At 63.4% G+C, this 22,234-nt stretch carries 20 protein-coding genes, 2 pseudogenes and 1 riboswitch; of the genes and pseudogenes, 17 read left to right on the plus strand and 5 right to left on the minus strand.

Annotated features, from left to right (window positions below):
* Positions 1-38: 38 nt before the first annotated feature.
* Both WJU18_RS14755 and WJU18_RS14760 read right to left on the minus strand, forming a co-directional pair.
* Positions 39-707, minus strand: a complete 669-nt coding sequence (locus WJU18_RS14755) for a hypothetical protein (protein WP_423460763.1) — start codon at positions 705-707, stop codon at positions 39-41.
* Between the two features lie 105 nt (positions 708-812).
* Complete coding sequence (locus WJU18_RS14760) at positions 813-998, minus strand: hypothetical protein (protein WP_423460764.1); 186 nt, start codon at positions 996-998, stop codon at positions 813-815.
* A 210-nt stretch (positions 999-1,208) separates the two neighbouring features.
* Positions 1,209-1,325: riboswitch (TPP riboswitch) on the plus strand.
* Positions 1,326-1,429: 104 nt separating this feature from the next.
* On the opposite strand from WJU18_RS14760, the gene thiC reads away from it, so the two are divergent.
* From thiC to WJU18_RS14810, 10 genes and pseudogenes are all read left to right on the plus strand, one after another.
* Complete coding sequence (gene thiC, locus WJU18_RS14765) at positions 1,430-3,313, plus strand: phosphomethylpyrimidine synthase ThiC (protein ID WP_423460765.1); 1,884 nt, start codon at positions 1,430-1,432, stop codon at positions 3,311-3,313.
* A gap of 25 nt (positions 3,314-3,338) precedes the next feature.
* The gene (locus WJU18_RS14770; protein ID WP_423460766.1) at positions 3,339-4,484 is read left to right on the plus strand and encodes an FAD-dependent oxidoreductase; all 1,146 of its coding nucleotides are present in this window, start codon (positions 3,339-3,341) and stop codon (positions 4,482-4,484) included.
* Between the two features lie 31 nt (positions 4,485-4,515).
* The gene (gene thiS, locus WJU18_RS14775) at positions 4,516-4,749 is read left to right on the plus strand and encodes a sulfur carrier protein ThiS (RefSeq protein ID WP_423460767.1); all 234 of its coding nucleotides are present in this window, start codon (positions 4,516-4,518) and stop codon (positions 4,747-4,749) included.
* 38 nt (positions 4,750-4,787) lie between these two features.
* Positions 4,788-5,591: a thiazole synthase gene (locus tag WJU18_RS14780; RefSeq protein ID WP_423460768.1), complete on the plus strand. Its 804-nt coding sequence runs from the start codon at positions 4,788-4,790 to the stop codon at positions 5,589-5,591.
* Position 5,592: 1 nt separating this feature from the next.
* A complete protein-coding gene (gene thiD, locus WJU18_RS14785) occupies positions 5,593-6,702 on the plus strand; it encodes a bifunctional hydroxymethylpyrimidine kinase/phosphomethylpyrimidine kinase (RefSeq protein ID WP_423460769.1) in 1,110 nt (369 codons plus the stop codon).
* Positions 6,675-7,307, plus strand: coding sequence for a thiamine phosphate synthase (locus WJU18_RS14790; protein ID WP_423460770.1), 633 nt, complete (start codon positions 6,675-6,677; stop codon positions 7,305-7,307). The genes thiD (WJU18_RS14785) and WJU18_RS14790 overlap by 28 nt, the downstream gene beginning before the upstream one ends.
* Before the next feature lie 20 nt (positions 7,308-7,327).
* On the plus strand, positions 7,328-8,290 hold the full coding sequence (gene thiD / locus WJU18_RS14795; protein ID WP_423460771.1) for a bifunctional hydroxymethylpyrimidine kinase/phosphomethylpyrimidine kinase: 963 nt from the start codon (positions 7,328-7,330) through the stop codon (positions 8,288-8,290).
* Between the two features lie 130 nt (positions 8,291-8,420).
* Positions 8,421-8,864 (plus strand): Rrf2 family transcriptional regulator, encoded by a 444-nt coding sequence (locus WJU18_RS14800; RefSeq protein WP_423460772.1) that lies wholly within the window; start codon positions 8,421-8,423, stop codon positions 8,862-8,864.
* Positions 8,865-8,866: 2 nt separating this feature from the next.
* Complete coding sequence (locus WJU18_RS14805; RefSeq protein WP_423460773.1) at positions 8,867-9,787, plus strand: NAD(P)/FAD-dependent oxidoreductase; 921 nt, start codon at positions 8,867-8,869, stop codon at positions 9,785-9,787.
* Positions 9,787-10,460, plus strand: a pseudogene (locus tag WJU18_RS14810) (class I SAM-dependent methyltransferase). Before WJU18_RS14805 ends, WJU18_RS14810 begins: the two are co-directional and overlap by 1 nt.
* Positions 10,461-10,471: 11 nt before the next feature.
* Here the strand turns inward: WJU18_RS14810 and WJU18_RS14815 are convergent.
* Positions 10,472-11,005, minus strand: coding sequence for a toxin (locus WJU18_RS14815; RefSeq protein ID WP_423460774.1), 534 nt, complete (start codon positions 11,003-11,005; stop codon positions 10,472-10,474).
* A 171-nt stretch (positions 11,006-11,176) separates the two neighbouring features.
* Between WJU18_RS14815 and WJU18_RS14820 the strand changes: the two genes are divergently transcribed.
* Positions 11,177-12,286 carry an NAD(P)/FAD-dependent oxidoreductase gene (locus WJU18_RS14820; RefSeq protein ID WP_423460775.1) on the plus strand — a complete coding sequence of 370 codons (1,110 nt, stop codon included), beginning with the start codon at positions 11,177-11,179 and terminating at the stop codon, positions 12,284-12,286.
* Between the two features lie 27 nt (positions 12,287-12,313).
* On the opposite strand, the gene WJU18_RS14825 is transcribed toward WJU18_RS14820, so the two are convergent.
* A complete protein-coding gene (locus WJU18_RS14825) occupies positions 12,314-13,177 on the minus strand; it encodes a LysR substrate-binding domain-containing protein (protein ID WP_423460776.1) in 864 nt (287 codons plus the stop codon).
* Positions 13,178-13,360: 183 nt separating this feature from the next.
* Between WJU18_RS14825 and phnD the strand changes: the two genes are divergently transcribed.
* Genes phnD through phnY form a run of 6 tightly spaced genes read left to right on the plus strand, consistent with a single transcriptional unit; the run spans position 13,361 to position 19,659 of the window.
* Positions 13,361-14,242 carry a phosphonate ABC transporter substrate-binding protein gene (gene phnD, locus WJU18_RS14830; protein ID WP_423460777.1) on the plus strand — a complete coding sequence of 294 codons (882 nt, stop codon included), beginning with the start codon at positions 13,361-13,363 and terminating at the stop codon, positions 14,240-14,242.
* The gene (phnC, locus tag WJU18_RS14835; RefSeq protein WP_423460778.1) at positions 14,239-15,051 is read left to right on the plus strand and encodes a phosphonate ABC transporter ATP-binding protein; all 813 of its coding nucleotides are present in this window, start codon (positions 14,239-14,241) and stop codon (positions 15,049-15,051) included. Before phnD ends, phnC begins: the two co-directional genes overlap by 4 nt.
* 2 nt (positions 15,052-15,053) lie before the next feature.
* Complete coding sequence (gene phnE, locus WJU18_RS14840; protein WP_423460779.1) at positions 15,054-15,869, plus strand: phosphonate ABC transporter, permease protein PhnE; 816 nt, start codon at positions 15,054-15,056, stop codon at positions 15,867-15,869.
* Entirely contained in the window at positions 15,869-17,110 is a 1,242-nt protein-coding gene (gene phnA / locus WJU18_RS14845; RefSeq protein WP_423460780.1) for a phosphonoacetate hydrolase, read from the plus strand. Before phnE ends, phnA begins: the two co-directional genes overlap by 1 nt.
* Positions 17,111-17,119: 9 nt before the next feature.
* Complete coding sequence (gene psrA, locus WJU18_RS14850) at positions 17,120-18,217, plus strand: iron-containing alcohol dehydrogenase PsrA (RefSeq protein ID WP_423460781.1); 1,098 nt, start codon at positions 17,120-17,122, stop codon at positions 18,215-18,217.
* Positions 18,214-19,659: a phosphonoacetaldehyde dehydrogenase gene (gene phnY / locus WJU18_RS14855; RefSeq protein ID WP_423460782.1), complete on the plus strand. Its 1,446-nt coding sequence runs from the start codon at positions 18,214-18,216 to the stop codon at positions 19,657-19,659. The genes psrA and phnY overlap by 4 nt, the downstream gene beginning before the upstream one ends.
* A 48-nt stretch (positions 19,660-19,707) precedes the next feature.
* Here the strand turns inward: phnY and WJU18_RS14860 are convergent.
* A pseudogene (locus tag WJU18_RS14860) lies at positions 19,708-22,199 on the minus strand (TonB-dependent siderophore receptor).
* Between the last annotated feature and the right edge of the window lie 35 nt (positions 22,200-22,234).

Below are 22,234 nucleotides of genomic sequence, written 5' to 3' on the forward strand. Positions count from 1 at the left end.
CGAGACGTGTGGTTGATCAGCGGCGAGGTGGTGTCGCTCTATGACACCTCCGGCCCCTGCACCGATCCGCAAGCAGTGATCGACGTGCGGCGCGGTTCGTTGATTCGAAATGCCGCCAACTGCGCCGCATAGCCGTCCAGCAAGTCACCCTCTTGTGCCAGGGGCAGCCCCAACAGGGCTGCGAAGCGTTCCGGAGGAATGGAGCCTTGGGCCAGCAGCTCATCGACCATGCTCAGCAGCTGATCCCGGTGCCGGGCCAGCAAGGTGGAGACCCGGGCCATCTGCTCTGCCAGCAGTGCCTCGATGGGCGCATTGGTGGCGTGCACATCGGTATTGAGGTGCTCGTTTGGCTCATGCGCCACGTCCGTGCGCGCCAGCCGACCGGCGAAACCCAGGTGGCGAACGAAGCGCGCCGCCTGTCGTATAGCGCTGCGCAGATCGGCCTCGGCGCCGCTGCTGCACAGGGCTTCTCCGAAGACCAGCAGTTCTGCCGCTCGGCCAGCCAGCACGACACCGATGTCATCGAGCATGTTGCGGCGTGACCAGGCTTTGCGCTCGGCGTAGCTGTTGTAGCCTCCCTCGAAGGAAACCACATTGATCTTGATTTCCAGCGGTGCGCGCTGAAACAGCAGCGCATAGACCAGACCATGGCCTGCTTCATGCACTGCCAGCAAGGCGCGGAAGTCACCGCTGGCCCGCTGGCGCACGTGGCCGCCGCCATGTTCAGATGGGCCGTGCGCTCATCCAGTTGGCGGCGCAGAGCAGTGGCGTCCGGCAACGGGTGTTGCAACTCGTTCTTCATTTCTTGCTCCTCACTCCATCATTCCGATGCAGTTGACGATGCGCAGCAGCGCCATGCGGTCAGCGCGGTGTTGCGCACCCTGGCTGCGTACATGCCGGCTGGCACCCGAAGCGCGCGTGCCCAAGGCACGAGCGACAGGGTTGCGCGGCGGCGCGGCATGCAAGAGCCACTGTGTGTCCGCGTTGCAGCAGGCCAACGCTTTGGTGCCCAGTCCTGTGGCTCAGGGTCGGTTTATCGGCCCCGGCGTGCCGCCGCCGCCCGTGGATCCCGTTCTTCCTGCGGCGGTCCCCAGCCTCCAGATGTGGGCACTGCTGCTATTGGCAGCCGGGCTGGGCGGGTTGGCGCTACGGCGTTTGCGGGGGCTGCAGACAGACAGAGCCCGCTCATTCTCCATTCGCGTTATCATGAGTGCACTCCGGGGTGCCGGCTGCTCGTTTGGGGCTGCTGGCTGAGATGGTAGATACCGAACCCGCCGAACTTGATCCGGTTAATACCGGCGTAAGGACGAGATGCATCATTGCCCATTACCAATAGCGTTGCCAACAGAGGCGCCAGTCATGGCGGCCGCGAGGCTGGCCGCTGGGGGGCGAACACCGGAGTGCTCTTCAATCCCGCAGGAGACCTTCGATGAACGCACCCGACAAATTCCAGCAACTGCTCACGCTCACCCGAGAGCCATTTCCAGCTTCCAGCAAATCCTTCATTGAAGGCTCCCGAGCGGACATCCGCGTGCCCGTACGGGATGTGCGGCTGACCAATGGCGAGGTGGTGTCGCTCTACGACACTTCTGGCCCCTACACGGACCCGCAAGCCGTGATAGACGTGCGGCGCGGCTTGCCCACGGCCGCCCGCGAAGGCTGGATTGCCGAGCGTGGCGATACCGAGGCCTACACTGGCCGTGAGCGCGTGGCGCTGGACGACGGCGGCAAGCATGAAGACCGTGATGCCGAGCGCATCGCCCAACTGCGCCAGGAAGCCGCAGGCCTGCAGCGCCAACCGCGCCGCGCCAGGAGCGGCGCCAACGTGACCCAGATGCACTACGCCAGGAAAGGCATCGTGACGCCCGAAATGGAGTATGTGGCGGTGCGCGAGAACGGCCGCCGCGAATGGATGGCCGAATACCTGCGCAACGCCGGGCGCGAAGCGCGCCTCGCGGGCGACAGCCTGGGTGCGGCCATCCCGAAGATCATCACCCCCGAATTCGTGCGCGACGAGGTGGCGCGGGGCCGCGCCATCATCCCGGCCAATATCAACCATGCGGAACTCGAGCCCATGGCCATCGGCCGGAATTTCCTGGTCAAGATCAATGCCAACATCGGCAACAGCGCGGTGACCAGCAGCATCGAGGAAGAGGTCGAGAAGCTGGTGTGGTCCATCCGCTGGGGTGGTGACACGGTGATGGATCTTTCCACCGGCAAGAACATTCACACCACGCGCGATTGGATCGTGCGCAATTCACCGGTGCCTATCGGCACCGTGCCCATCTACCAGGCGCTGGAGAAAGTGGGCGGCGTGGCGGAAGACCTGACCTGGGAAATCTTCCGCGACACGCTCATCGAGCAGGCGGAGCAGGGCGTGGATTACTTCACCATCCATGCGGGCCTGCGCCTGCCTTTCATTCATCTCACGGCCAACCGCATGACCGGCATCGTCAGCCGTGGCGGCTCGATCATGGCCAAGTGGTGCATCGCGCACCACAAGGAGAGCTTCCTCTATACCCATTTCGAGGATATCTGCGACATCATGAAAGCCTACGATGTCTCTTTCAGCCTGGGGGATGGCCTTCGCCCAGGCAGCGGGGCCGACGCCAACGACGAGGCCCAGTTCGCCGAGCTGCGCACGCTGGGTGAGCTGACGCAGATCGCCTGGAAGCACGACGTGCAGACCATGATCGAAGGCCCTGGCCATGTGCCCATGCACATGATCCAGGCCAACATGACCGAGCAGCTCAAACACTGCCACGAAGCGCCTTTCTACACCTTGGGCCCGCTGACCATCGATATCGCGCCGGGCTACGACCACATCGCCAGCGCCATCGGTGCTGCCATGATCGGCTGGATGGGCACTGCCATGCTGTGCTACGTGACGCCCAAGGAGCATCTGGGCCTGCCTGACCGGGACGATGTGAAGCAGGGCATCATTGCCTACAAGATCGCCGCACATGCGGCCGACGTGGCCAAGGGCCACCCGGGCTCGCGCGCCCGCGATGACGCCCTCAGCAAGGCGCGTTTCGAATTCCGCTGGCATGATCAGTTCAACCTGAGCCTCGATCCCGACACCGCCAAGGACTATCACGACGAGACACTGCCCAAGGATTCCTCCAAGGAGGCTCATTTCTGCTCGATGTGCGGTCCCAAGTTCTGTTCCATGAAGATCACGCAGGAAGTGCGAGAATTCGCCGCCGCCAAGGGTTTGAGCGAGCAGGACGCGCTCAAGGCCGGCATGGATGAGAAATCAGCCGAATTCCAGGCTCGGGGCGGCGAGTTTTACGTACCCATCCATAAGGCGTGATCGCTGGTTTTGAATGACTGAAGCAATGCACATTGGTATCGCTGGCGGGGGCTTGTTGGGCCGCTTGCTGGCCTGGCAGTTGACTCGGGCCGGGCATCGCGTGTCGGTGTTCGAGTCCGCCGCCAGCCCGGCGCCGGTGCCGCGCAGCCAGGCAGGGGAGCCCTATATTCCCACGGCGGCCGGCTTCACGGCCGCCGGCATGCTCAGCCCCTTGGCGGAGCTGGACAATGCCGAACCGGCCGTGGCGGCGCTCGGCTGGCGTTCGCTGACTTTGTGGCAGCAGATCGCGGCGGCGCTGGGGCGACCTGAACTGGTACAGGTGCAAGGCAGTCTTCTGGTGGCGCATCGCCCGGATCTGGGGGCCGCCAGGCGCGTGCTGGATCGCATGCAAGCGGCTACCTCCACGCAGGAGTGGCGGTCAGCCAGCCCGGCCGAGCACGTACAGCCGCTCGACATGACCGCGTTGCATGAGCTGGAGCCTTCCGTGCAAGGCCCCGCGCATGCCTGGCTGTTGCCGGGTGAGGGTTTCATCGACACCGTCGCGGCCATGACGGCCATGCAGGCAGCCGCCAGCAGTGCGGATTGGCATTGGGGCCAGCGTGTGCTGGCGGTGGAAGCGGGCGAGGGCGGCGGGTCGCTGCGCCTGCAAGACGGAAAAGTGCTGGCTTTTGATCTGGTGATCGACGTGCGAGGGACCGGTGCCAAGGCAGCTTCTGCTCAGCACCAGGATGGCGCGGGCGCCATACGCGGCGTGCGCGGCGAAGTCGTCTGGCTGGATTGCCCCGATCATGGCCTAAGGCGCCCCGTGCGCCTGCTGCACCCACGCCATCGTGTCTATATCGTTCCGCGCTCGGCGCGCGACGTGCTGGTGGGCGCCAGCGAGATCGAAAGCGAAGACCGCTCACCGGTCAGCTTGCGCAGCGCCACGGAGCTCATGGCGGCGGCCCACAGCGTGGTGCCTGCGCTGGCCGAAGCGCGCATTCTCAAGCTGGATGTCAATTTACGCCCTGCGATGCCCGACAATAACCCGTTTATCGAATGGACGGGGCGCCGCCTGGTCATCAATGGCCTGTTTCGGCACGGCTGGCTGCTGGCGCCGGCGCTCGTCGAGAAAGCGTTCGCCGCCGATGGCGCGCGCAAGACGGGCCTGGCGCTCGACGCTACATACTGAGTACTGAGGCCGTAAGGCAATGAAAGATATCTTGATTCCTGACACGTCCGCGGAGCACACGCCGGCCGTGACCATTCACCTCGACGGCCAGCCCCGCAAAGTGGCCCAAGGCAGCACGCTGGCCCAACTGGTGCAGGCGCTCGGCCATGAGGAAAAGGCGGTCAGCACGGCCGTCAACGGTGCGTTTGTCGCCCGCACGGCCCGCGGCCGGGTACTCGCCGAGGGCGATGCTGTCCTGCTGTTCCAGCCTATCGTGGGTGGCTGAAGTGGGCGGCTGAACCGCGCTTTTAAAGGAAACTGACCATGCTTCAATCCGACCGCTGGGCGGTAGGCGATATCACTCTCACCAGCCGCTTCTTGCTGGGCACCGCCGGATACCCTTCGCCCAAAGTGCTGGGTGAGGCCATCGCGGCGTCTGGCTCCCAGATCATCACCGTGGGCCTCAAGCGCCAATTGGCGGCGGCGGGAGACAACGGCTTCGTGGAAATGATCCGCGCGGCCATGGCACAGCACGGCGCACGCCTGCTGCCTAATACCGCCGGTTGCACCACGGCTCGCGAAGCCATTCAACTAGCCCACATGGCGCGCGAGCTGTACGACACGCCCTGGGTCAAGCTCGAGGTGGTGGGAGACGAATACACGTTGCAGCCTGATCCGCTGGAGCTCGTGGAGGCGGCGCGCCAGTTGTCCAAGGACGGTTTCACCGTGTTTCCCTACTGCACCGACGATCTGGTCACGGCCAAGCGCCTGCTGGATGCCGGTTGCTCGCTGTTGATGCCCTGGGGAGCGCCTATCGGATCGGGGCAAGGCCTTCTCAACCCATTTGCGCTGCGCACACTGCGCGAGCGCCTGCCGGGCGTGGTGCTGATCGTCGATGCCGGTATCGGCGCACCCAGCCATGCCGCGCAAGCCATGGAAATGGGTTTTGACGCCGTGCTGCTCAACTCCGCCGTCAGCCAGGCCAGCGATCCGCCGCGCATGGCGGCCGCTTTCGGCCAGGCGATCGCCGCTGGGCGCACGGCCTATCTGGCTGGTGTGATGGCACGGCAGGATTTCGCCGTGGCGACCACGCCGGTGGCAGGCAATCCGTTTCTGATCGGGAATTGACGTGCCTGGGATTCAATCAACGGTTCCCATCGTCTGGAGCATCGCCGGCAATGACAGCGGCGGCGGCGCGGGCTTGTCCGCCGACCAGCGCGCGGCGGCGGCCTTCGGAGTTCATCTGTGCCCCGTGGTAGCGGCCATTACGGCGCAAAACTCGGTGGGGGTGGCGCGCGTCGATCCCGTACCGCCCGAGGTGCTGGAGGCCCAGTTGGCCGCACTCGCCGGCGACATGCCGCCCGCCGTCATCAAGACCGGCATGCTGGGCAGCGCCGAGAACGTCATGGCCGTGGCGCGTTGGGTGGATCGGCTGCGCGGGCGCGGGCCTGTGGCGCTGGTGATTGATCCGGTGCTGGGGTCCACCACGGGGGCATCGTTCGCGAGTGAGGCAGTGTTGAACGCCTACCGTGAATGGTTGTTGCCCCGCGCGACGCTGATTACGCCCAACGAAAACGAGGCGCGCAGGTTGGCTTCGGTGAAAGAGGATACGCCGCAGGCCCTCACCCCAGCCCTCTCCCCCGAGGGGAGAGGGAGTCATACCGATGGCACACAGGCTTCAACTGCGGCGGACTTGCCCCCTCTCCCCTCAGGGGAGAGGGCCGGGGTGAGGGCCTGCAGCGCCACCACCCCAACCAGCCCATCTATCCCAGAGCTCGCCCGCATCTTGAGGGCCGCCGGCCCCGAAGCCATTGCCATCACCTGCGGCGACAGCACTTCCCATCAGGGCGATTCGCTCGACTGGATCGAAACCCCTCATGCCAACGGCTGGTTGGCCCTCCCACGCATCGATACACCTCATACCCACGGCACCGGCTGCACCTTCGCCACCAGCGCTGCGGCTGCGCTGGCATTGGGCTTCGTGACCGCTGATGCCTTGGTGCTGGCCAAGATGGCGACCGCCTATGCGCTGCGCCATGGCTATCCGGCCGGGCAAGGCGCAGGGCCTGTAGCAGCCAGAGCCGGATTTGCGACGGAGCCCTCGCTCATGCCCAGGATGAGCTGGGGGAGGGCATTGGGTTTGCGGCAGCACCGCTCCCCGGCGCCGATTCCGCGCTCGATCTGTATGCCATCGTCGACACATCCGACCGCGTGGCCAAAGTGGTGGCCGCGGGCGTGAAAACGGTGCAGTTGCGCATCAAGACGCCGCCAGTGCCTGATGCCGCGTGGCGGATGGCATTGCGAGAGGCGATTGCACAGTCCGTCGCGATTTGCCGTGCGGCGGATGCCCTGCTGATCGTCAACGACCATTGGCAACTGGCGCATGAACTCGGCGCGCAGGCTGTGCATCTCGGGCAGGAAGACTTGCTGGCGCTGAGTGAAACCGGCCGCGCCGCCCTGGCCGCTACCGGCTTGCGGGTGGGCATCAGCAGCCACAGCCTCTGGGAGCTGGCCCGCGCCCGTGGAATAAATCCCGTTTACGTGGCTTGCGGCCCTGTGTGGCCGACCCTCACCAAGGCCATGCCCTGGTACGCGCAAGGCCTGGACAACCTGGCCTGGTGGGTGCATATGGCTGGTGTCCCGGTGGTGGCCATCGGCGGCATTCTGGAGCATGGCCAGTTGGCGCAGGCCGCGCAAAGCGGCGCCAGCGGCGTATGCGTGGTGCGTGGCCTGGGCGATGAGCCGGCCGCCACGATCCCCGCTTGGCAGAAGGCGCTGACCCAAGGGCGCGCGGCGTCTCCGCTACCGGTACCTTCGATGCCGCATCCCTCCCTCGAACAATGAACACTACGCACGGTCGTGAAATGAAAGAGCCGAAAGGCCGCGAAGCAGGCCATGCGCGGAATGCTGTGGCCGGACCTGCGCCGGCCACTGGCGTTGTCCCCCTCCGAAGAGAGGGGGAAGGCGCCGAAGGCGACTCAGGGGGTGCTTCCTTGCAATACATCCGGGTACTCACTATTGCCGGTTCGGACTCGGGCGGCGGCGCGGGCATTCAGGCAGATCTGAAGACCATGGCCGCGCTGGGCTGCTACGGCATGAGCGCCATCACGGCCCTGACGGCCCAAAACACACGGGGCGTCACGGCGATCCATACGGCGCCGGCTGAATTCCTGACGGCGCAGATCGATGCCGTGGTGGGCGATATCGGTGCGCAGGCGGTCAAGATCGGCATGCTCCACAGCGCGGAGATCGTGCGCGTTGTGGCCGAGGCGATTGATCGCCACGGCTTGTCCCGCATCGTGCTGGATCCGGTCATGGTGTCTGCCACCGGTGCGCAACTGATAGAGCAACCGGCCGTGGACGCCTTGGTGCGCGAGCTTTTCACGCGCTGCGACATCGTCACACCCAATGCCGACGAAGCCGCGCTGCTGCTCGGCAAGCCTATCGGGAGCATGGTCGACATGGTGCCTGCCGCCCGAGCGCTGCTCGGTCTTGGCGCACGGGCCGTGCTGCTCAAGGGCGGACATCTGCCAGGCGACGAAGTGCACGATCTGCTTGCCGTGGCAGGAGAAGAGGGCGAGCCGCTATTGCACGATATGCGCGCCACGAGAATTCAGACGCGAAATCTCCACGGCGCCGGCTGCACGCTTTCCTCGGCCATTGCATCGCACATGGCACTCGGCATGCCCCTGATCCAGGCCGTCGAAGCCGCTCGAACCTACGTGCACCAGGCCTTGCTTGCGGGCGCTGGCGTGAAAACAGGCGAGGGCGTGGGGCCGCTCAATCACGGATTCGCACCTTTAGCTGCCTGTAAGCAAGCTATTTGAAGAAAGAGCGAGGCGGTCTTTTTCCCTGCGAAAGTGAGGCCAGTCAGGGAACTGACAGTTCCAAGGTTCGAGATGTGTTCATCGCAGCCCTGTCTTGACAGATGGCTTTAAATGGAACATCATTAGTTACATGAAACGCGACAGCCGCCTCTCGTCTGTCCTGCATGCGCTGCTGCACATGGCCGAGCAGGATGGACCGATGACCTCCGAAACCTTGGCCCAGTGTCTGGGCACCAATCCCGTCGTCGTTCGGCGCACCATGGGGTATCTGCGAGAGGCCGGCATCGTGACTTCGGACCGAGGCCACGCGGGTGGATGGCGCATCCATGCCGACCTCGGCTCCGTCACCCTCCGCCAGTTGCATGAAGCGCTGGGCGAGCCGGCCATGTTTGCCGTCGGCAACCGCAACGAGACACCGGAGTGCCTGGTTGAGCAGGCGGTGAACGCCGCGCTCGAAGATACCCTTGCCGAAGCCGAGGCGCTGCTGTTGAAGCGATTCTCGGAAATCACCCTCGCCGATCTGGCCGCTGACTTTGCGCGCCGGCATGCGGCAGTGCGACACAAAAGGAGTTGATCATGGACTATGACGTCATCATCATCGGAGGGAGCTATGCAGGGATGGCTGCGGCTCTGCAACTGGTGCGGGCACGGCGGGCCGTGCTGGTGATCGATGGGGGCGAGCGGCGCAACCGCTTCACCAGCCATTCGCACGGATTTCTCGGTCAGGATGGCGTGCCCCCCGGCGAAATCGCATCGAACGCGCGCCGCCAGCTCGAAGCGTACCCGACGCTCTCTTGGCTGGAGAGTCGAGCCGAAGCCGTTGCAGGGCAGGTGGATGAATTCACCGTCACGACATCCGACGGAGGGTCGTACCGAGGCCGCCGGATCCTGCTTGCCACAGGCGTGGCCGATCAGTTGCCTGCCGTCAAGGGCCTCGCCGAGCGTTGGGGCAAGGCGATCTTCCACTGCCCCTACTGCCATGGCTACGAGCTCGGGCAGGGCCGCATCGGCATCGTCGGCGCTAGCCAGATGTCCCTCCACCAAGCTGAATTACTCACTGATTGGGGCGAGGTGACCTTGCTCGTCAACGGTGCGATCGAACTGAGGCAAGAGGACAGACATTCCTTGGAGCGGCGGAGCGTGACGATCGAGGAGGTACCCATCGACAGAATAGAGGGACATGCCGACGTGATAATGGCCGACGGGCGCCTGCTTCGGTTTGCAGGCCTCTTCACGGCGACGCGCACTTCTCCTTCCAACTCTCTGGCGGAAGCGATGGGCTGCGCGCAGGAAGAGACACCCATGGGCATCCAGGTTCGCACCGATGCCGAGAGCAAGACCTCGGTGACTGGTGTATTTGCCTGCGGTGACGTCGCGCGGGCACCTCATTCGGTGTCGCTGGCCGTGGGCAGCGGTGCCATGGCAGGAGCCCAGGTTCACCGCTCTCTGCTTTGGCCCGAGACTATTCCCGCCTTGCAAGCGGAGGGCAGTGTCTGATGAGTCCGTTTTCCGGTCCGATGGCTGTATCAGGCTATGCCGAGAGGGCGGCGAAGATCGTACCGGGCCTTCGGGACCTGCACCGGATGGCGGGCGTGCTCCTGGCCGAACGCGCGCCTGCCGACGCGCGCGTCCTGGTACTGGGCGCCGGTGGTGGGCTGGAGCTGAAAGCTTTCGCCGGAATGCAACCCGGCTGGCACTTCGACGGTGTAGACCCTTCCAAAGAGATGCTCGACTTGGCCCGCACGACCCTCGGGCCCATGGCGCCTCGCGTGCGCCTGCACGAAGGCTATATCGACAGTGCGCCCAGTGGCCCTTTCGATGGTGCGGCCTGTCTTTTGACGCTGCACTTTATGTCGCCTGCCGAACGCCTCGAAACTTTGAAGGAAATCCACTGGCGGCTCAAGCCCGGTGCATCCATTGTCGTCGCGCATCACAGCTTTCCCAGCGAAGATCCTGTCGGGGACAGATGGCTCGCGCGCAATGCAGCATTCGCGGTTGCTTCTGGCGTGCCTGTGGCGCAGGCCGAAGGCAGCATCACGGCCATCAAAGAACGGCTGCCGGTGCTTTCCCCCAGCAGGATGCTGATCTGCTCGGCGAGGCCGGCTTTGCGGACAGAGAGCTTTTCTATAGTGCGTTCACCTTCAAGGGCTGGGTTGCTCGCAGGCCATGACAGCATTGGGATTAAGGGGCTTTATCCGCCACAGCCTGAAGAAAGTGCGAGGCTTCGGTTGGCGTGCGAAGCTCGTGCCATTGCAGGTGATCGAACGCGCCACTTTCGCGGACAGCGCGGTATTTGAGCTGGTTCTTCCGATAGGTGGAGAACGACCAGAGGATGATCGAATCCTTGGTGAAGAATGAGCGTACGAACGACTCTCTGTTGCCGTGCCAAAGGATTTCTCTGCGAAGGGAGCGGCGCAGTGTTCTTCGGAACACCCGGGAGAAGACTACCAGGCGGCTGAAGTTCAGCCACACCACATGCGTGGCACGAGGCCAGACGATGTCGCGCACCACGGCGTAGTTACCATCCACCACCCATGTATTTCCCTCGGTATTGGAGGCCACTGCCTCGGCAAATTCGCTATCAGGGCGTTCAGTCCAGTGGGGCGCCCAGTGCAACCGGTCCAGCTCGATGTACTGGCCTCTTATCGCTTCAGCGAGTGACCTGGAAAAGGTGGATTTACCAGAGCCGCTCGTTCCTATGACGACATAACGCATCCGCTGAGCATAACTGGGTTAAACCTGGAAACGGCAGTTGACTGCTTGCGATCTTCATAAAGGCGCCATGAATACCGGCATTGGCTACTTCGGCAGCGCTCACCGATCACAGCACTGGCAAGCGCGTTCAACTGCCGTTTCTAGGTTAAATTGCCAGAAAAGAGGTGCTTGATGGACCAGGTGGATACAGTTGTCGTGGGAGCTGGCGTGGTGGGGCTTGCCGTAGCGCGCGCGTTGGCGAAAAGTGGCCGGGAAGTGCTGATCCTGGAGGCGGCCGGTGCCATCGGTACGGGTACGAGTTCCCGCAACAGCGAGGTGATCCATGCCGGCATCTATTACGAGCCCGGCTCCTTGAAGGCGGGGCTCTGTGTGCGAGGCAAGGAGTTGCTCTATGCCTATTGCGAAGAGCGTGGTGTCGCGCTCCGCCGCTGCGGCAAGCTGATCGTGGCGACCAGCGAGGCCGAGCGGCCCTCGCTGCAACTCATCCGTGAGCGTGCCGCTGCCAACGGCGTGCATGATCTGGCGCTGCTGACGCGTGACGAGGCGCGCGCCATGGAGCCTGCGCTCGAGTGCGTGGCAGCCTTGCATTCACCTTCTACCGGCATCGTGGACAGTCACGCGCTTATGCTGAGTCTGCTAGGCGATGCCGAGCAAGCCGGCGGTCTGCTCGCGCTTCACTCTGAGCTGTCTGAAGTCCGGCTTGGCGCTGCGGCGGGCCGTGATGCCATGGTCCTGACCATGGCGGACGGCACAGAACTGGCCGCGCACCACCTTGTCAACGCGGCAGGGCTGGAGGCTCCGGCGCTGGCACGGCGCTTCGCGGGGCTCGATGCGCGCCATGTGCCTAAGCCCTGGTTCGCCAAGGGCAACTATTTCACCTTGGGAGGTAAGGCGCCATTCTCGCGGCTGATTTATCCCGTGCCCGAGGCGGGAGGCCTGGGCGTGCATCTCACGCTCGATCTTGGCGGGCAGGCCAAGTTCGGCCCTGATGTGCAATGGGTGGAAGCAGCGGACGATCTGCAGGTGGACCCCGCGCGGGGCGAAGCCTTTTACGCCGAAGTGCGCAAATACTGGCCGGGCCTGGCCGACGGTGCGCTGCAGGCTGGCTATGCGGGCATGCGCCCCAAGATCAGCGGCCCTGGCGAGCCGGTGGCTGATTTCGTGATCCAGGGCCCTGGCGAGCATGGCGTGCCTGGGCTGGTCAACCTTTTCGGCATCGAATCGCCAGGGCTCACGAGTAGCCTGGCGATCGGGGAGAGTGTGGCAGCGATCCTTTGCTAAACCAGCTAAGGCCCGCAAGGCAGGGCGCTACGATTCTTTTCCCACGACCTCGAAAAACGCCCTGACCATGCGCGTATCGCGACGCTCGGCGAGGCAGACCATGTGCGCATACGTGCGCACCGGTGCATTGTCCAGCCGCACAGCCCGTAGGCCAGGCCCGGGAACATATTCCACTTCGGAGACGGCAGCCACGCCGACGTTCAGGGCGACCGCCTCCCGGATGATTTCACGGCTGCCGACTTCCATAACCACTTCGGGCGTGACCTTGGCTGCCTTCAAGGCGGACTCGATGGCCTTGCGCGTGGTCGAGCCGACCTCTCGAAGAATGAGTTTCTCGCCCTCGAGTTCCGAGATGCTGATGCTGCGCCGCCGCGCGAACCGATGCTCGGCGGAGCAGAAGATGATCACTGGGTGATCGCTGTAGGGCACGGACACAAAGCGCTTGTCGCGCGCTACCTGTGCCATGACCCCCACATCGGCGCTGTAGTCCAGCAGCCGGTCCAGGACGTCCTGCGAATTGCCTGTGCTCACGGAGACCTTGATGCCCGGGTACCGCTGATGGAAGGCCGAGAGCATTTTCGTCACATGTGAAGGCCCCACCGCCGCTACGCGCAAGTGGCCCGTGCGGAGCTCACCCGATTCGCGCAGCAATTGCAACGCCTCCGCCTCCAGGCTGAAGATCTGCCGTGAAAGGTGCAGCAGGCGCTCCCCCATTTCAGTGGCGCGCACACGACGGCCGGTGCGGTGAAAGAGCTCCACTTTGTAAAGCTCCTCCAGTTGGCCGACCTGCGTGGTCACCGTGGGTTGGCTCACGTGCAGGCTCTGCGCGGCGCCAGTGAAGCTGCCCGTGGTGGCCACGGCGTGGAAGGATCGCAATTGTGTCAAGCGCATGAAACCGGCCTTGAAATGTTCTTAGTGTTATCCCGGTCAAACTATAGATTTTTTCAATGCTTGGGTCAAAAAACTTGTATTGGCTAAATGTGGCTGCAGAGACGAAAGTCCACCTACGCGCCACGGACCTTCATGTGGCGCGAAAGAAGTGACGGTTCCTTAGTTCCGCAATTGGAGACCCCCATGAATCTCTCGCGTCGTTCCCTTCTTGCCTACGCATCCGCTGCGATAGGCGCCCCGATGGCCGGTCTGGGCAGCACGTCCGCGCATGCCGCGAACGTGCTCTCGGTCGGTTTGATTCCCTCTGAAGACTCCCGCGCCATGATCGCCAACAGCCAGGCGATGATGGACATGCTGTCGAAGTCGCTGGGCATGCCCGTCAAACCCTTCGTCGCTGCCGATTACAACGGGGTGATCGAAGCGCTGCGCTCCAAGCGCCTCGACGTGGCCTACCTGGGCCCGTTCTCATACGTGATGGGCGCCACGGTCGCTCCCATCGAGGCCTTTGCCGTGGCCGAGACCAAGAAGGCCGGCCGCACTTTCTACCATTCGCTCGTGGTGGCCCACAAGGACAGCGGCATCAAGACCGTTGCCGACCTGAAGGGCAAGACATTCGCTTTCGTCGATCCCACCTCCACGTCCGGCCACCTTTTCCCCAAGGCCGGTCTGATCAAGGCTGGTTTCAATCCGGACAAGGATTTTGGCCGTGTCATCTTCTCCGGCTCGCATGACTCGAATGCCGTGGCGGTACAGAACAAAAAGGTGGATGCGGTGACGATCGCCGACCGCATCCTTGATGCCGCCATCGCCAAAGGGCTGGCCAAGCGCGAGGACCTGGTCGTGGTCTGGAAGTCAGACCCGATTCCGGAGTCGCCCACGGTGTGGCGCAAGGACCTCGATCCTGAACTCAAGAAACGCGTGCAGGCGGCCTTCATGGATGTGAAAGACATCCCCTGGTCTGACCAGGGCATGCTCAACGGCTTTCATCCTACCAATGACAAAGCCTACGACGTGATCCGTGAAACGGCCACGATTCTGAAGCTCGACCTGAAGGCGATGAAGTGATCAAGATCCGTGGCCTGACCAAGCGCTACGGCGCATTCGATGCGCTCAAGGGCATCGATCTGGATGTGAAGCAGGGCGAGTTCCTGGTGGTACTGGGGCCCTCGGGCGCTGGTAAGTCCACGCTGCTTCGTTGTCTCAACCGGCTCGCCGAGCCGACCAGCGGTGAAGTCCATATCGATGGCCAACTGGCCCGATCCGATGCCGCCAGCTTACGCAAGCTGCGCTGCCAGGTCGCGATGATTTTCCAGCACTACAACGTGGTGCCTCGCCTGTCGGTGCAGAAGAACGTGCTTACGGGCCGCATGGGCTCCATGCCCTCGGTGCTCTCATGGTTGCAGATTTTCCCTAACAAGGATATCGAGATCGCCAGGGAGTGTTTGCGGCGCGTCGAGTTGGAGCACAAGGCCGAGCTGCGGACCGATACCCTCTCCGGCGGCCAGAAGCAGCGCGTGGGCATCGCCCGCGCGCTGGCTCAGCAGCCCAAGATCATCCTGGCCGACGAACCCGTGGCCAGCCTCGATCCGAAGACCTCGCGCACCGTGCTGAACTACCTCAAGCAGGCCAGCCGCGAGCTCGGCATCACGGTGGTGTGCAACCTGCACCAGATCGACTATGCCCGGGAGTTCGGTGAGCGCATCGTCGGTGTTTCGGGCGGGCAGATTGTTTTTGAAGGAGGGCCGGATCAACTGACCGACCACGCATTGCACCGGATCTATCCGGGGCTTGACGAGGGCCGGCCGCGCAATGCCTCACCCGTAGCCACGGCTCCGGCGCCCGTGCTGCGCCACCTTGAGCTGGAGGAGGCTTGACCATGAACGCTGGTTCCTACACGCTGCTGCTCGCCAAGCCGAGCGGGAACTTCGGCTGGTGGCCTCGCATCGCCATCGGAGCGGCCATTCTGGCGCTTTTCTGGTGGGCTGCCGCTGGCGCTCAAGTCAGTTTCGGCGAACTGGCCAAGGGCTTGCCGTGGATCGGTGACTTCCTTTCGCGGATGATGCCGCCCAACTGGGCCTTCATCAACAAACTGGTGACGCCGGCCATAGAGACGGTGCAGATCGCCCTGTGGGGGACCTTGCTGGCAGTGATCCTGGCGGTGCCTGTCTGCTTCTTTGCAGCGCGCAACCTGACCCCCAACATGGTGGTCTACCAGTTCACGCGGCAGGTGTTCAACGTGACGCGCGGCATCAACGAGATCATTCTGGCGCTGGTGTTCGTGGCGGCGGTCGGTCTCGGTCCGTTCCCGGGTGTGCTGGCTCTGGCCGTGCACGGCGCCGGCATGCTGGGCAAGTTCTTCTCCGAATCCATCGAGGAGATTGACCAGGGGCCGATCGAAGCACTGCGCTCCACCGGGGCCGGCCCGATCCAGACCGTCATATTCGGCGTGCTGCCGCAGGTGATCACCGCCTGGATCGCCGTGGTGCTCTACCGCTTTGAAACCAATTTGCGCCAGGCCACTGTGCTCGGCATGGTGGGCGCCGGCGGCATCGGCTTTGAGCTGGTGGGCAGCATGAAGCTCTTCCAGTACCAGGACACCGCCACTTGCATTCTCGTGATCATCGTGATGGTGATGATCGCCGACTACGTATCGACCCGGCTGCGTGCCTGGATTCAAAAAGGAGCTCGTTGATGATTTCCCAAGCCGAAACCGTTCAGGCCAATGGACGGCACTATGCCAAACCCCGGGCGCCGGTGGTGGTGGTATGCGTTGATGGCTGTGAGCCAGACTACATCACCCAGGCCATCGAGGCTGGCGCGGCGCCGTATCTGAAGCGCATGCTGGCGCAAGGTAGCTCGCTCATGGGGGATTGCGTGGTGCCCAGTTTCACGAACCCCAACAACGTGTCGATCGTGACCGGCGTGCCTCCTTCCGTGCACGGCATCTGCGGCAACTACTTCTACGATGTGGCCGCCGACCGGGAGGTCATGATGAACGACCCGGAGTTCCTGCGCGCGCCCACGCTGCTGGCGGCTTTCGGGCAAGAGGGTGCTCTGGTGGCCGCCGTGACGGCCAAGGACAAGCTGCGCACCATGCTCGGGCATGGCCTGCGGGGCATCTGCTTCTCTGCCGAGAAGGCCGACAAGGCCACCGTGGCCGAGTGCGGAATCGACAAGGTGCTGGAGCTGGTGGGCAAGCCGGTACCCTCCGTCTACAGCGCCGATCTCAGCGAGTTCGTCTTCGCGGCGGGTGTCCGCCTGCTAGAGACGCGGCGCCCGGATCTGATGTACCTGTCCACCACCGACTACGTGCAGCACAAGTGCGCCCCCGGCACACCGGAAGCCAATGCCTTCTACACGATGATGGACGGCTACCTGGCCCGGCTCGATGCGTTGGGCGCGGTCATCGGGCTGACGGCCGACCATGGCATGAGCCCGAAGACCGATGCGGCCGGCAACCCGCGCGTGCTGTATCTGCAGCAGGTACTGGACGCCCAGTTTGGGGAGGGAAGTACCCGCGTGATCCTGCCGATCACCGATCCTTATGTGGTCCATCACGGCGCATTGGGGTCCTTTGCCACCATTTATGTGAACAGCGTGCCGCGCGAGCAGGTCAACCAGGTGCTGGGTGCATTGCCCGGTGTTGAGCTGGTCGTGACGCGAGAAGAGGCCGCTCGCCGTTTCGAGCTGGCGCCAGACCGCATCGGAGACCTGATCGTGGTCGCCGACCATTTGACGGTGCTGGGCACCAGCGCGTCCAGGCACGACTTGAGCGGCCTGACGGTTCCCCTGCGCTCGCACGGCGGCATTTCCGAGCAAAAGGTGCCCTTGCTGTTCAACCGCCCCTTGCAAGGGGTCGATCCAGGCCGCCGGTTACGCAATTTCGACGTCTTCGATCTGGCGCTGAACCACGCCACCGCTGCAGCAAGTTAGAGGTTCCACATGTCTCACGAATACTTCAATCCCGTACGCAGTGTTTACGGGGCAGGGGCCTTGTCGTCTTTGCCAGGGCTGCTGAATGGCCGAAGGGCCGTGGTGGTGACGTTCCCTGAAGCGCGCCAGCTGGGCTTGGTGGGCAAGGTCGAGCAGTTGCTGGGTGGTCTCCTGGCCGGCGTGATCGATGACGTGCGGCCGAACCCTGACGTGGCCGAGCTCCGTGGGCTCTACGAGAGCTTCTGGCGAACGCCTGAGGGCCCGGAAGCCCTCATTGCCATCGGCGGCGGCAGCGCCATCGATACGGCGAAAGCGCTCATGGTGGGCACGGAATCCGGAAGCTTTGGCGAACTGGTTTCAGCGCTGGCGGCGGGCCGCGCTTTCCGGCCTGCACAGGTCAAATCATTGATTGCCGTGCCCACGACCGCGGGCACGGGCAGCGAAGTGACCCCGTGGGCCACGATCTGGGACCGAGAGGCCCAGAAGAAATATTCGCTCCATTTGCCTGAAACCTGGCCGGAGGTGGCTCTCCTGGATCCGGAGCTGATGCTTTCATTGCCAGCCTCGGTCACGTTGCAGAGCGGGTTGGACGCGTTGTCGCACGCACTGGAGTCCATCTGGAATGTGAACGCCAATCCGGTGTCAGACACGTTCGCGGTGGCGGCGGTGCACGACATCCTGGACACCTTGCCCCGCCTGATGGAGAAGCTGGACGACGTGGCGTTGCGGGGCCGGATGGCGCTGGCTGCGCTCAAGGCTGGCATGGCGTTTTCCAATACCCGCACGGCCCTGGCTCATTCCATCTCGTATGAGATGACACTGCGCTACGGCTTGCCGCACGGTATTGCATGCTCCTTTCCCTTGCCCATGGTGCTGGAGCGCGCCATCGGCCGCAACGCTCGGCGCGATGCGGTGCTGGCACAAGCCTTGGGGCCGTTGGCCGGGGCGCCCGAGCGTTTGGCGGCATTCATCGAGCGCCTGGGAGTGAAGACCCGCTTTGTCGATTACGGGGTGACGGACGAACAGGCCGAACAGATGGTCGCGTTCGCGCTCACGGGCGCAAGAGGAAGGAATTTCATCGGCACCGCACTGAAGGAGGCAGCATGAGCACCGTTCTGGAATGCATCGAGTTCCGCGCCGAAGCCCTGCGCATCGGCCGGGAGAAACTGCGTACGGCGCGCGCCATCGACGTGCGCAACCCCTATACAGGGGAGCGTGTCGGCACGGCTCCTGTGGCCAGCCTGGACGATGTCCGCCGTGCCTTCGATATTGCTCAGGCCTACGTGCCCAAGCTCTCGCGCTATGAACGCTCGGCCATCCTCAATCGCGCCGCAGCCTTGCTGCGCGAGCGCACCGAAGAGGCTTCGACGCTCATCACCAGCGAGTCCGGCCTGTCAAAGAAGGACAGCATCTATGAAATCGGCCGTGTCGCCGATGTGTTGAACTTCGGCGCCAACGAGGCCTTGCGCGACGACGGCCAGGTTTTCTCTTGCGATCTCACGCCGCATGGCAAGAGCCGCAAGGTGATCACCACGCGCGAGCCGTTGTTGGGCGTCATTACCGCCATCACGCCCTTCAACCACCCCATGAACCAGGTGGCGCACAAAGTGGTCCCGGCCGTGGCCACCAACAACCGCATGGTGCTCAAGCCCTCCGAGAAGGTGCCGCTGTCGGCTTATTACTTCGCGGACCTGCTGTACGAAGCGGGCCTGCCGCCGGAGATGCTGCAGGTGGTGACCGGAGACCCTCGCGAGATCGCCGACGAATTGCTCACGAACCGGCATGTCGATTTGATCACCTTCACCGGTGGTGTGCCTATCGGCAAGTACATCGCTTCCAAGGCGGGCTACCGGCGCATTGTGCTGGAGCTCGGGGGCAATGATCCGCTGATCGTGATGGACGATGCAGATCTGAACAAGGCCAGCGATCTTGCCGTTCAAGGCTCATACAAGAATTCCGGCCAGCGCTGCACGGCCGTCAAGCGGATGCTGGTGCATCAGAAAGTCGCCGCCGAGTTCACGGAACTCGTGGTCGCCAAAACCAAGGCGTGGAAATACGGCGATCCGATGGACAAAAACAATGACATGGGCACGGTGATCGATGAAGCGGCGGCGCGCCGCTTTCAGGAGATCGTGAACGAGGCTGTGGCGCAAGGGGCCAGATTGCTGGTGGGCAACCAGCGCGAGGGGGCGCTCTATTCGCCCACGGTGCTGGATGGCGTTCGGCACGAAATGACCGTGGTGCGCGAAGAAACCTTCGGCCCGATCTCTCCTATCCTGACGTTCGGAAGTATCGACGAGGCCATTGCCATTTCCAATGGCACGGCCTTCGGTCTTTCTTCGGGCATTTGCACCAACCGGCTGGAAGATGCCACGCGCTTCGCCCGTGAACTCAAGGTGGGCACGGTCAACGTATGGGAGGTGCCGGGCTACCGGATCGAGCTGACGCCTTTCGGTGGTATCAAGGACTCAGGGTTGGGCTACAAGGAGGGCGTGCAGGAGGCCATCAAGTCCTTCACCAATTGCAAGACGTTCACGCTGCCTTGGTAGGTTCCCGCACGTTGTCGTGCTCGGCCGGCCGGTTGGCCGAGCACGGTGTTACCAAGTATGGATGTAGCTGATTCGCAGCATCGCGCCTGCTGCGGGTAGGCGGCTGGTATTGTTGTTGCTTCGAAGCAGTTGGCTATAGAGCGGGAAATAGTGGCGGTTGAACAGGTTTTCGATCCCCAGCGAGACCTTGTTCTTGGCATCGATCTTCCATTGGCTGATCAGATCCACGGTGGTGTAGCCCTTGGTGTCGTAGCGGCCAAAGCCCGTCTTGCCATCCAGACGATAGTCCTTGGAAGCATAGGACGTCACCTGAACCCGGTGGCTCCAGCGGGCGTCGGGCCGGTATTCCACATAGGCGGTCAGCTTGAGCGGCGGAATGCGAAAGCCCGTCATGTCCTGGTAGCTGCTGCTTCCCTGCGGCTGCTCACGCCCCTTCATCCAGGTGAAGCTGCCGCCCGCGCTCCAGTGGTCATCGGGGCTGAAATAATCAAGGCCGCCTTCAATCCCATGGATTTTTTCCTTGGTGCGCAAAAGGCTGAGCCCGTTGTTCAAGCTCTGTACCGCACCCAGATCGGACTGCGACTGAAAGGCGCTCACGTTGGCGATGACGTTGGAGAATTTCCCGCGCCAGCCGATTTCAATGGTGTTGGTCTTGACCGCTTGCAGGTTCGAGTTGCCGAGATTGAAACCTGATGTCGCGTTGCGCACGACCACGCCGATATCCGGCAGCTCGAAGCCCTGGCTGTAGGACGCGTAGAGCTCCTGTCCCTTGATTGGCGAGAAAACCGCGCCCAGGTTGTAGGTGGGCGAACCGTACTTGATCGTGCCTCCCGCCACGGACTGCGGATTGGCCATCCTGGATTGCGAGAGCGGCGTGAAATCGCTGAAGCTGGCCTCGGCCCGATCGTAGCGCGCGCCGCCTTCCACGGACCACTGGTCATTGAATTTGTGCTGCAACTGGGCAAAAGCGCCGATGCTGCGGGTCGTGACCTGTGGCATGTAGGTCAGGCGGCCAATCTTGTTGAATACGAGGCCTCCGCTCGCGTCATAGGCTGCCGGATCGAAAATATCGATAGGCATGTCGGTGCGCTCCTGATTGAAGTCCGTACCCCAGATGAGCAAGGTTTTCTTGTCTTGTCCCAAGGGCGTTTTGACGGTCACGCGCCCCCCGAACACCTTGGAGTTTTGCATGGCCTGATCCACGTTCGCTCCGCGGACCGCGACAGCGCGCGCATCAAAAGGGGCGAAGCGCGTATAGAAATCGCGGTAGTAAAGCTGTGCAGCGAGCTGGCTGCCACCGATATCTCGGTTTTCATAATCCAGCCCCAGCATGGTGTTCTTGATCTGGTTCTGATCGGCCAGCACCAGGCCCTTGAGGGCCTTGCCGCGGCAGTGCCTGCCGGTAGCTTGCCCACGGATGGATCGGATGCATAGTCCGTGTCCTGGCTGGCGTTGTAGTGGCTGGCGGAGAGCTGCAGGCGCTGGTTCGCATCCAGCTTGAACCCGACCTTGGCCGAAGCGTTATAGATATCGGAGTCGAACAGGTCTCCCTGGCTGGGCTCCGGTGCGATCCGGTTTCCCTTGGCATCAAACGAACCACCGGCGTGCTTGCCGCCGAGGCTGACCGAGTAGTCGATCACCTCGCCGCCGCCAGAGAGATAGTGCTGCACCTCGCCGCCGAGCCCCGCTCCCGTGAGCTTGGACAGCGGTGCGGAGCCTGTGACCGTGGTTTCGGCCTTGGTTTCTCCCGAGGGGCGCTTGGTGCGAATGGAGATGATGCCGCCAGCCGCTCCGCTGCCGTAGATGGCGCTGCTGCCGCGCAGGACTTCGATTTGCTCTATGTCTGCTGGATTGATATTGGCCAGATTCCTGGAGGAATCGCGGTTGGTGTTCAGGGGGATGCCATCGACCAGCACCAGCATGTTCCGGCCGCGCAAGGTCTGCCCGTAGTCCGTGATGGTGTGGCTGGAATCGGCCATCCCCGGAACCACCTTGCTGAGCATGGTGGCGACGCTGTCCGAGCCTTGCCGGAGCTGCTGGACTTCTTCTCCCTCAAGAATGCTGACTTGGCGTGAGGGCGCGACGAGGTTGTTTTGCGTGCGCCCGATGACGGTGACTGTTGCCAGCTCCGGAGCCTCCTGCTGCTCAACTGGTGCGAGCGCGGCGGGCCTGGGCTCTGTGAGCTGCGGAATTGCCGGCACTTTCTCCAGCGCATAGTTGCCGGTACCCGCGCTGCGAACCCTGAACCCGGACCCGTCGAGCAAGCGCGCGAAGCCATTGTCGATGGAATGCGCGCCAGACAGGCCGGAAGTATTCAGGCCTTTGAGCGCGGTGAGATCCACGCTGAGATTGACGCCGGCCTGCGCGGCGAAAGCCATCAACGCGGGGCCGAGCGGACCTGCGGGAATCTGAAAGGTGTTTCGTGCGGTGGCCGTGGCGGGGTCCGCGGCCTGAGCGGGCTGTGCATGCAGCAACACGGACAAGGCGGTCGTGGCGGTGGCCGCCGCCAAGGCCGTCACGCGGGAAGGGGTGATGCGCATGTGGTTCGCTCCTCGTAGCAGTCAAATGAGTGGTC

The sequence above is a fragment of the Ottowia sp. VDI28 genome (assembly GCF_049532675.1).
In the GTDB taxonomy this organism is placed as follows: Bacteria; Pseudomonadota; Gammaproteobacteria; order Burkholderiales; family Burkholderiaceae_C; genus Ottowia.

Excerpts from the sequence above, each read along its gene's own strand:
- WJU18_RS14820 (WP_423460775.1), top strand. The coding sequence starts at position 11,177 with ATGGACCAGGTGGATACAGTTGTCGTGGGAGCTGGCGTGGTGGGGCTT.
- thiD (WP_423460771.1), top strand. The coding sequence starts at position 7,328 with ATGAAAGAGCCGAAAGGCCGCGAAGCAGGCCATGCGCGGAATGCTGTG.
- phnE (WP_423460779.1), top strand. The coding sequence starts at position 15,054 with ATGAACGCTGGTTCCTACACGCTGCTGCTCGCCAAGCCGAGCGGGAAC.
- WJU18_RS14800 (WP_423460772.1), top strand. The coding sequence starts at position 8,421 with ATGAAACGCGACAGCCGCCTCTCGTCTGTCCTGCATGCGCTGCTGCAC.
- phnD (WP_423460777.1), top strand. The coding sequence starts at position 13,361 with ATGAATCTCTCGCGTCGTTCCCTTCTTGCCTACGCATCCGCTGCGATA.
- WJU18_RS14780 (WP_423460768.1), top strand. The coding sequence starts at position 4,788 with ATGCTTCAATCCGACCGCTGGGCGGTAGGCGATATCACTCTCACCAGC.
- phnY (WP_423460782.1), top strand. The coding sequence starts at position 18,214 with ATGAGCACCGTTCTGGAATGCATCGAGTTCCGCGCCGAAGCCCTGCGC.
- WJU18_RS14805 (WP_423460773.1), top strand. The coding sequence starts at position 8,867 with ATGGACTATGACGTCATCATCATCGGAGGGAGCTATGCAGGGATGGCT.
- thiC (WP_423460765.1), top strand. The coding sequence starts at position 1,430 with ATGAACGCACCCGACAAATTCCAGCAACTGCTCACGCTCACCCGAGAG.
- WJU18_RS14770 (WP_423460766.1), top strand. The coding sequence starts at position 3,339 with ATGCACATTGGTATCGCTGGCGGGGGCTTGTTGGGCCGCTTGCTGGCC.
- WJU18_RS14825 (WP_423460776.1), bottom strand. The coding sequence starts at position 13,177 with ATGCGCTTGACACAATTGCGATCCTTCCACGCCGTGGCCACCACGGGC.
- WJU18_RS14815 (WP_423460774.1), bottom strand. The coding sequence starts at position 11,005 with ATGCGTTATGTCGTCATAGGAACGAGCGGCTCTGGTAAATCCACCTTT.
- phnA (WP_423460780.1), top strand. The coding sequence starts at position 15,869 with ATGATTTCCCAAGCCGAAACCGTTCAGGCCAATGGACGGCACTATGCC.
- psrA (WP_423460781.1), top strand. The coding sequence starts at position 17,120 with ATGTCTCACGAATACTTCAATCCCGTACGCAGTGTTTACGGGGCAGGG.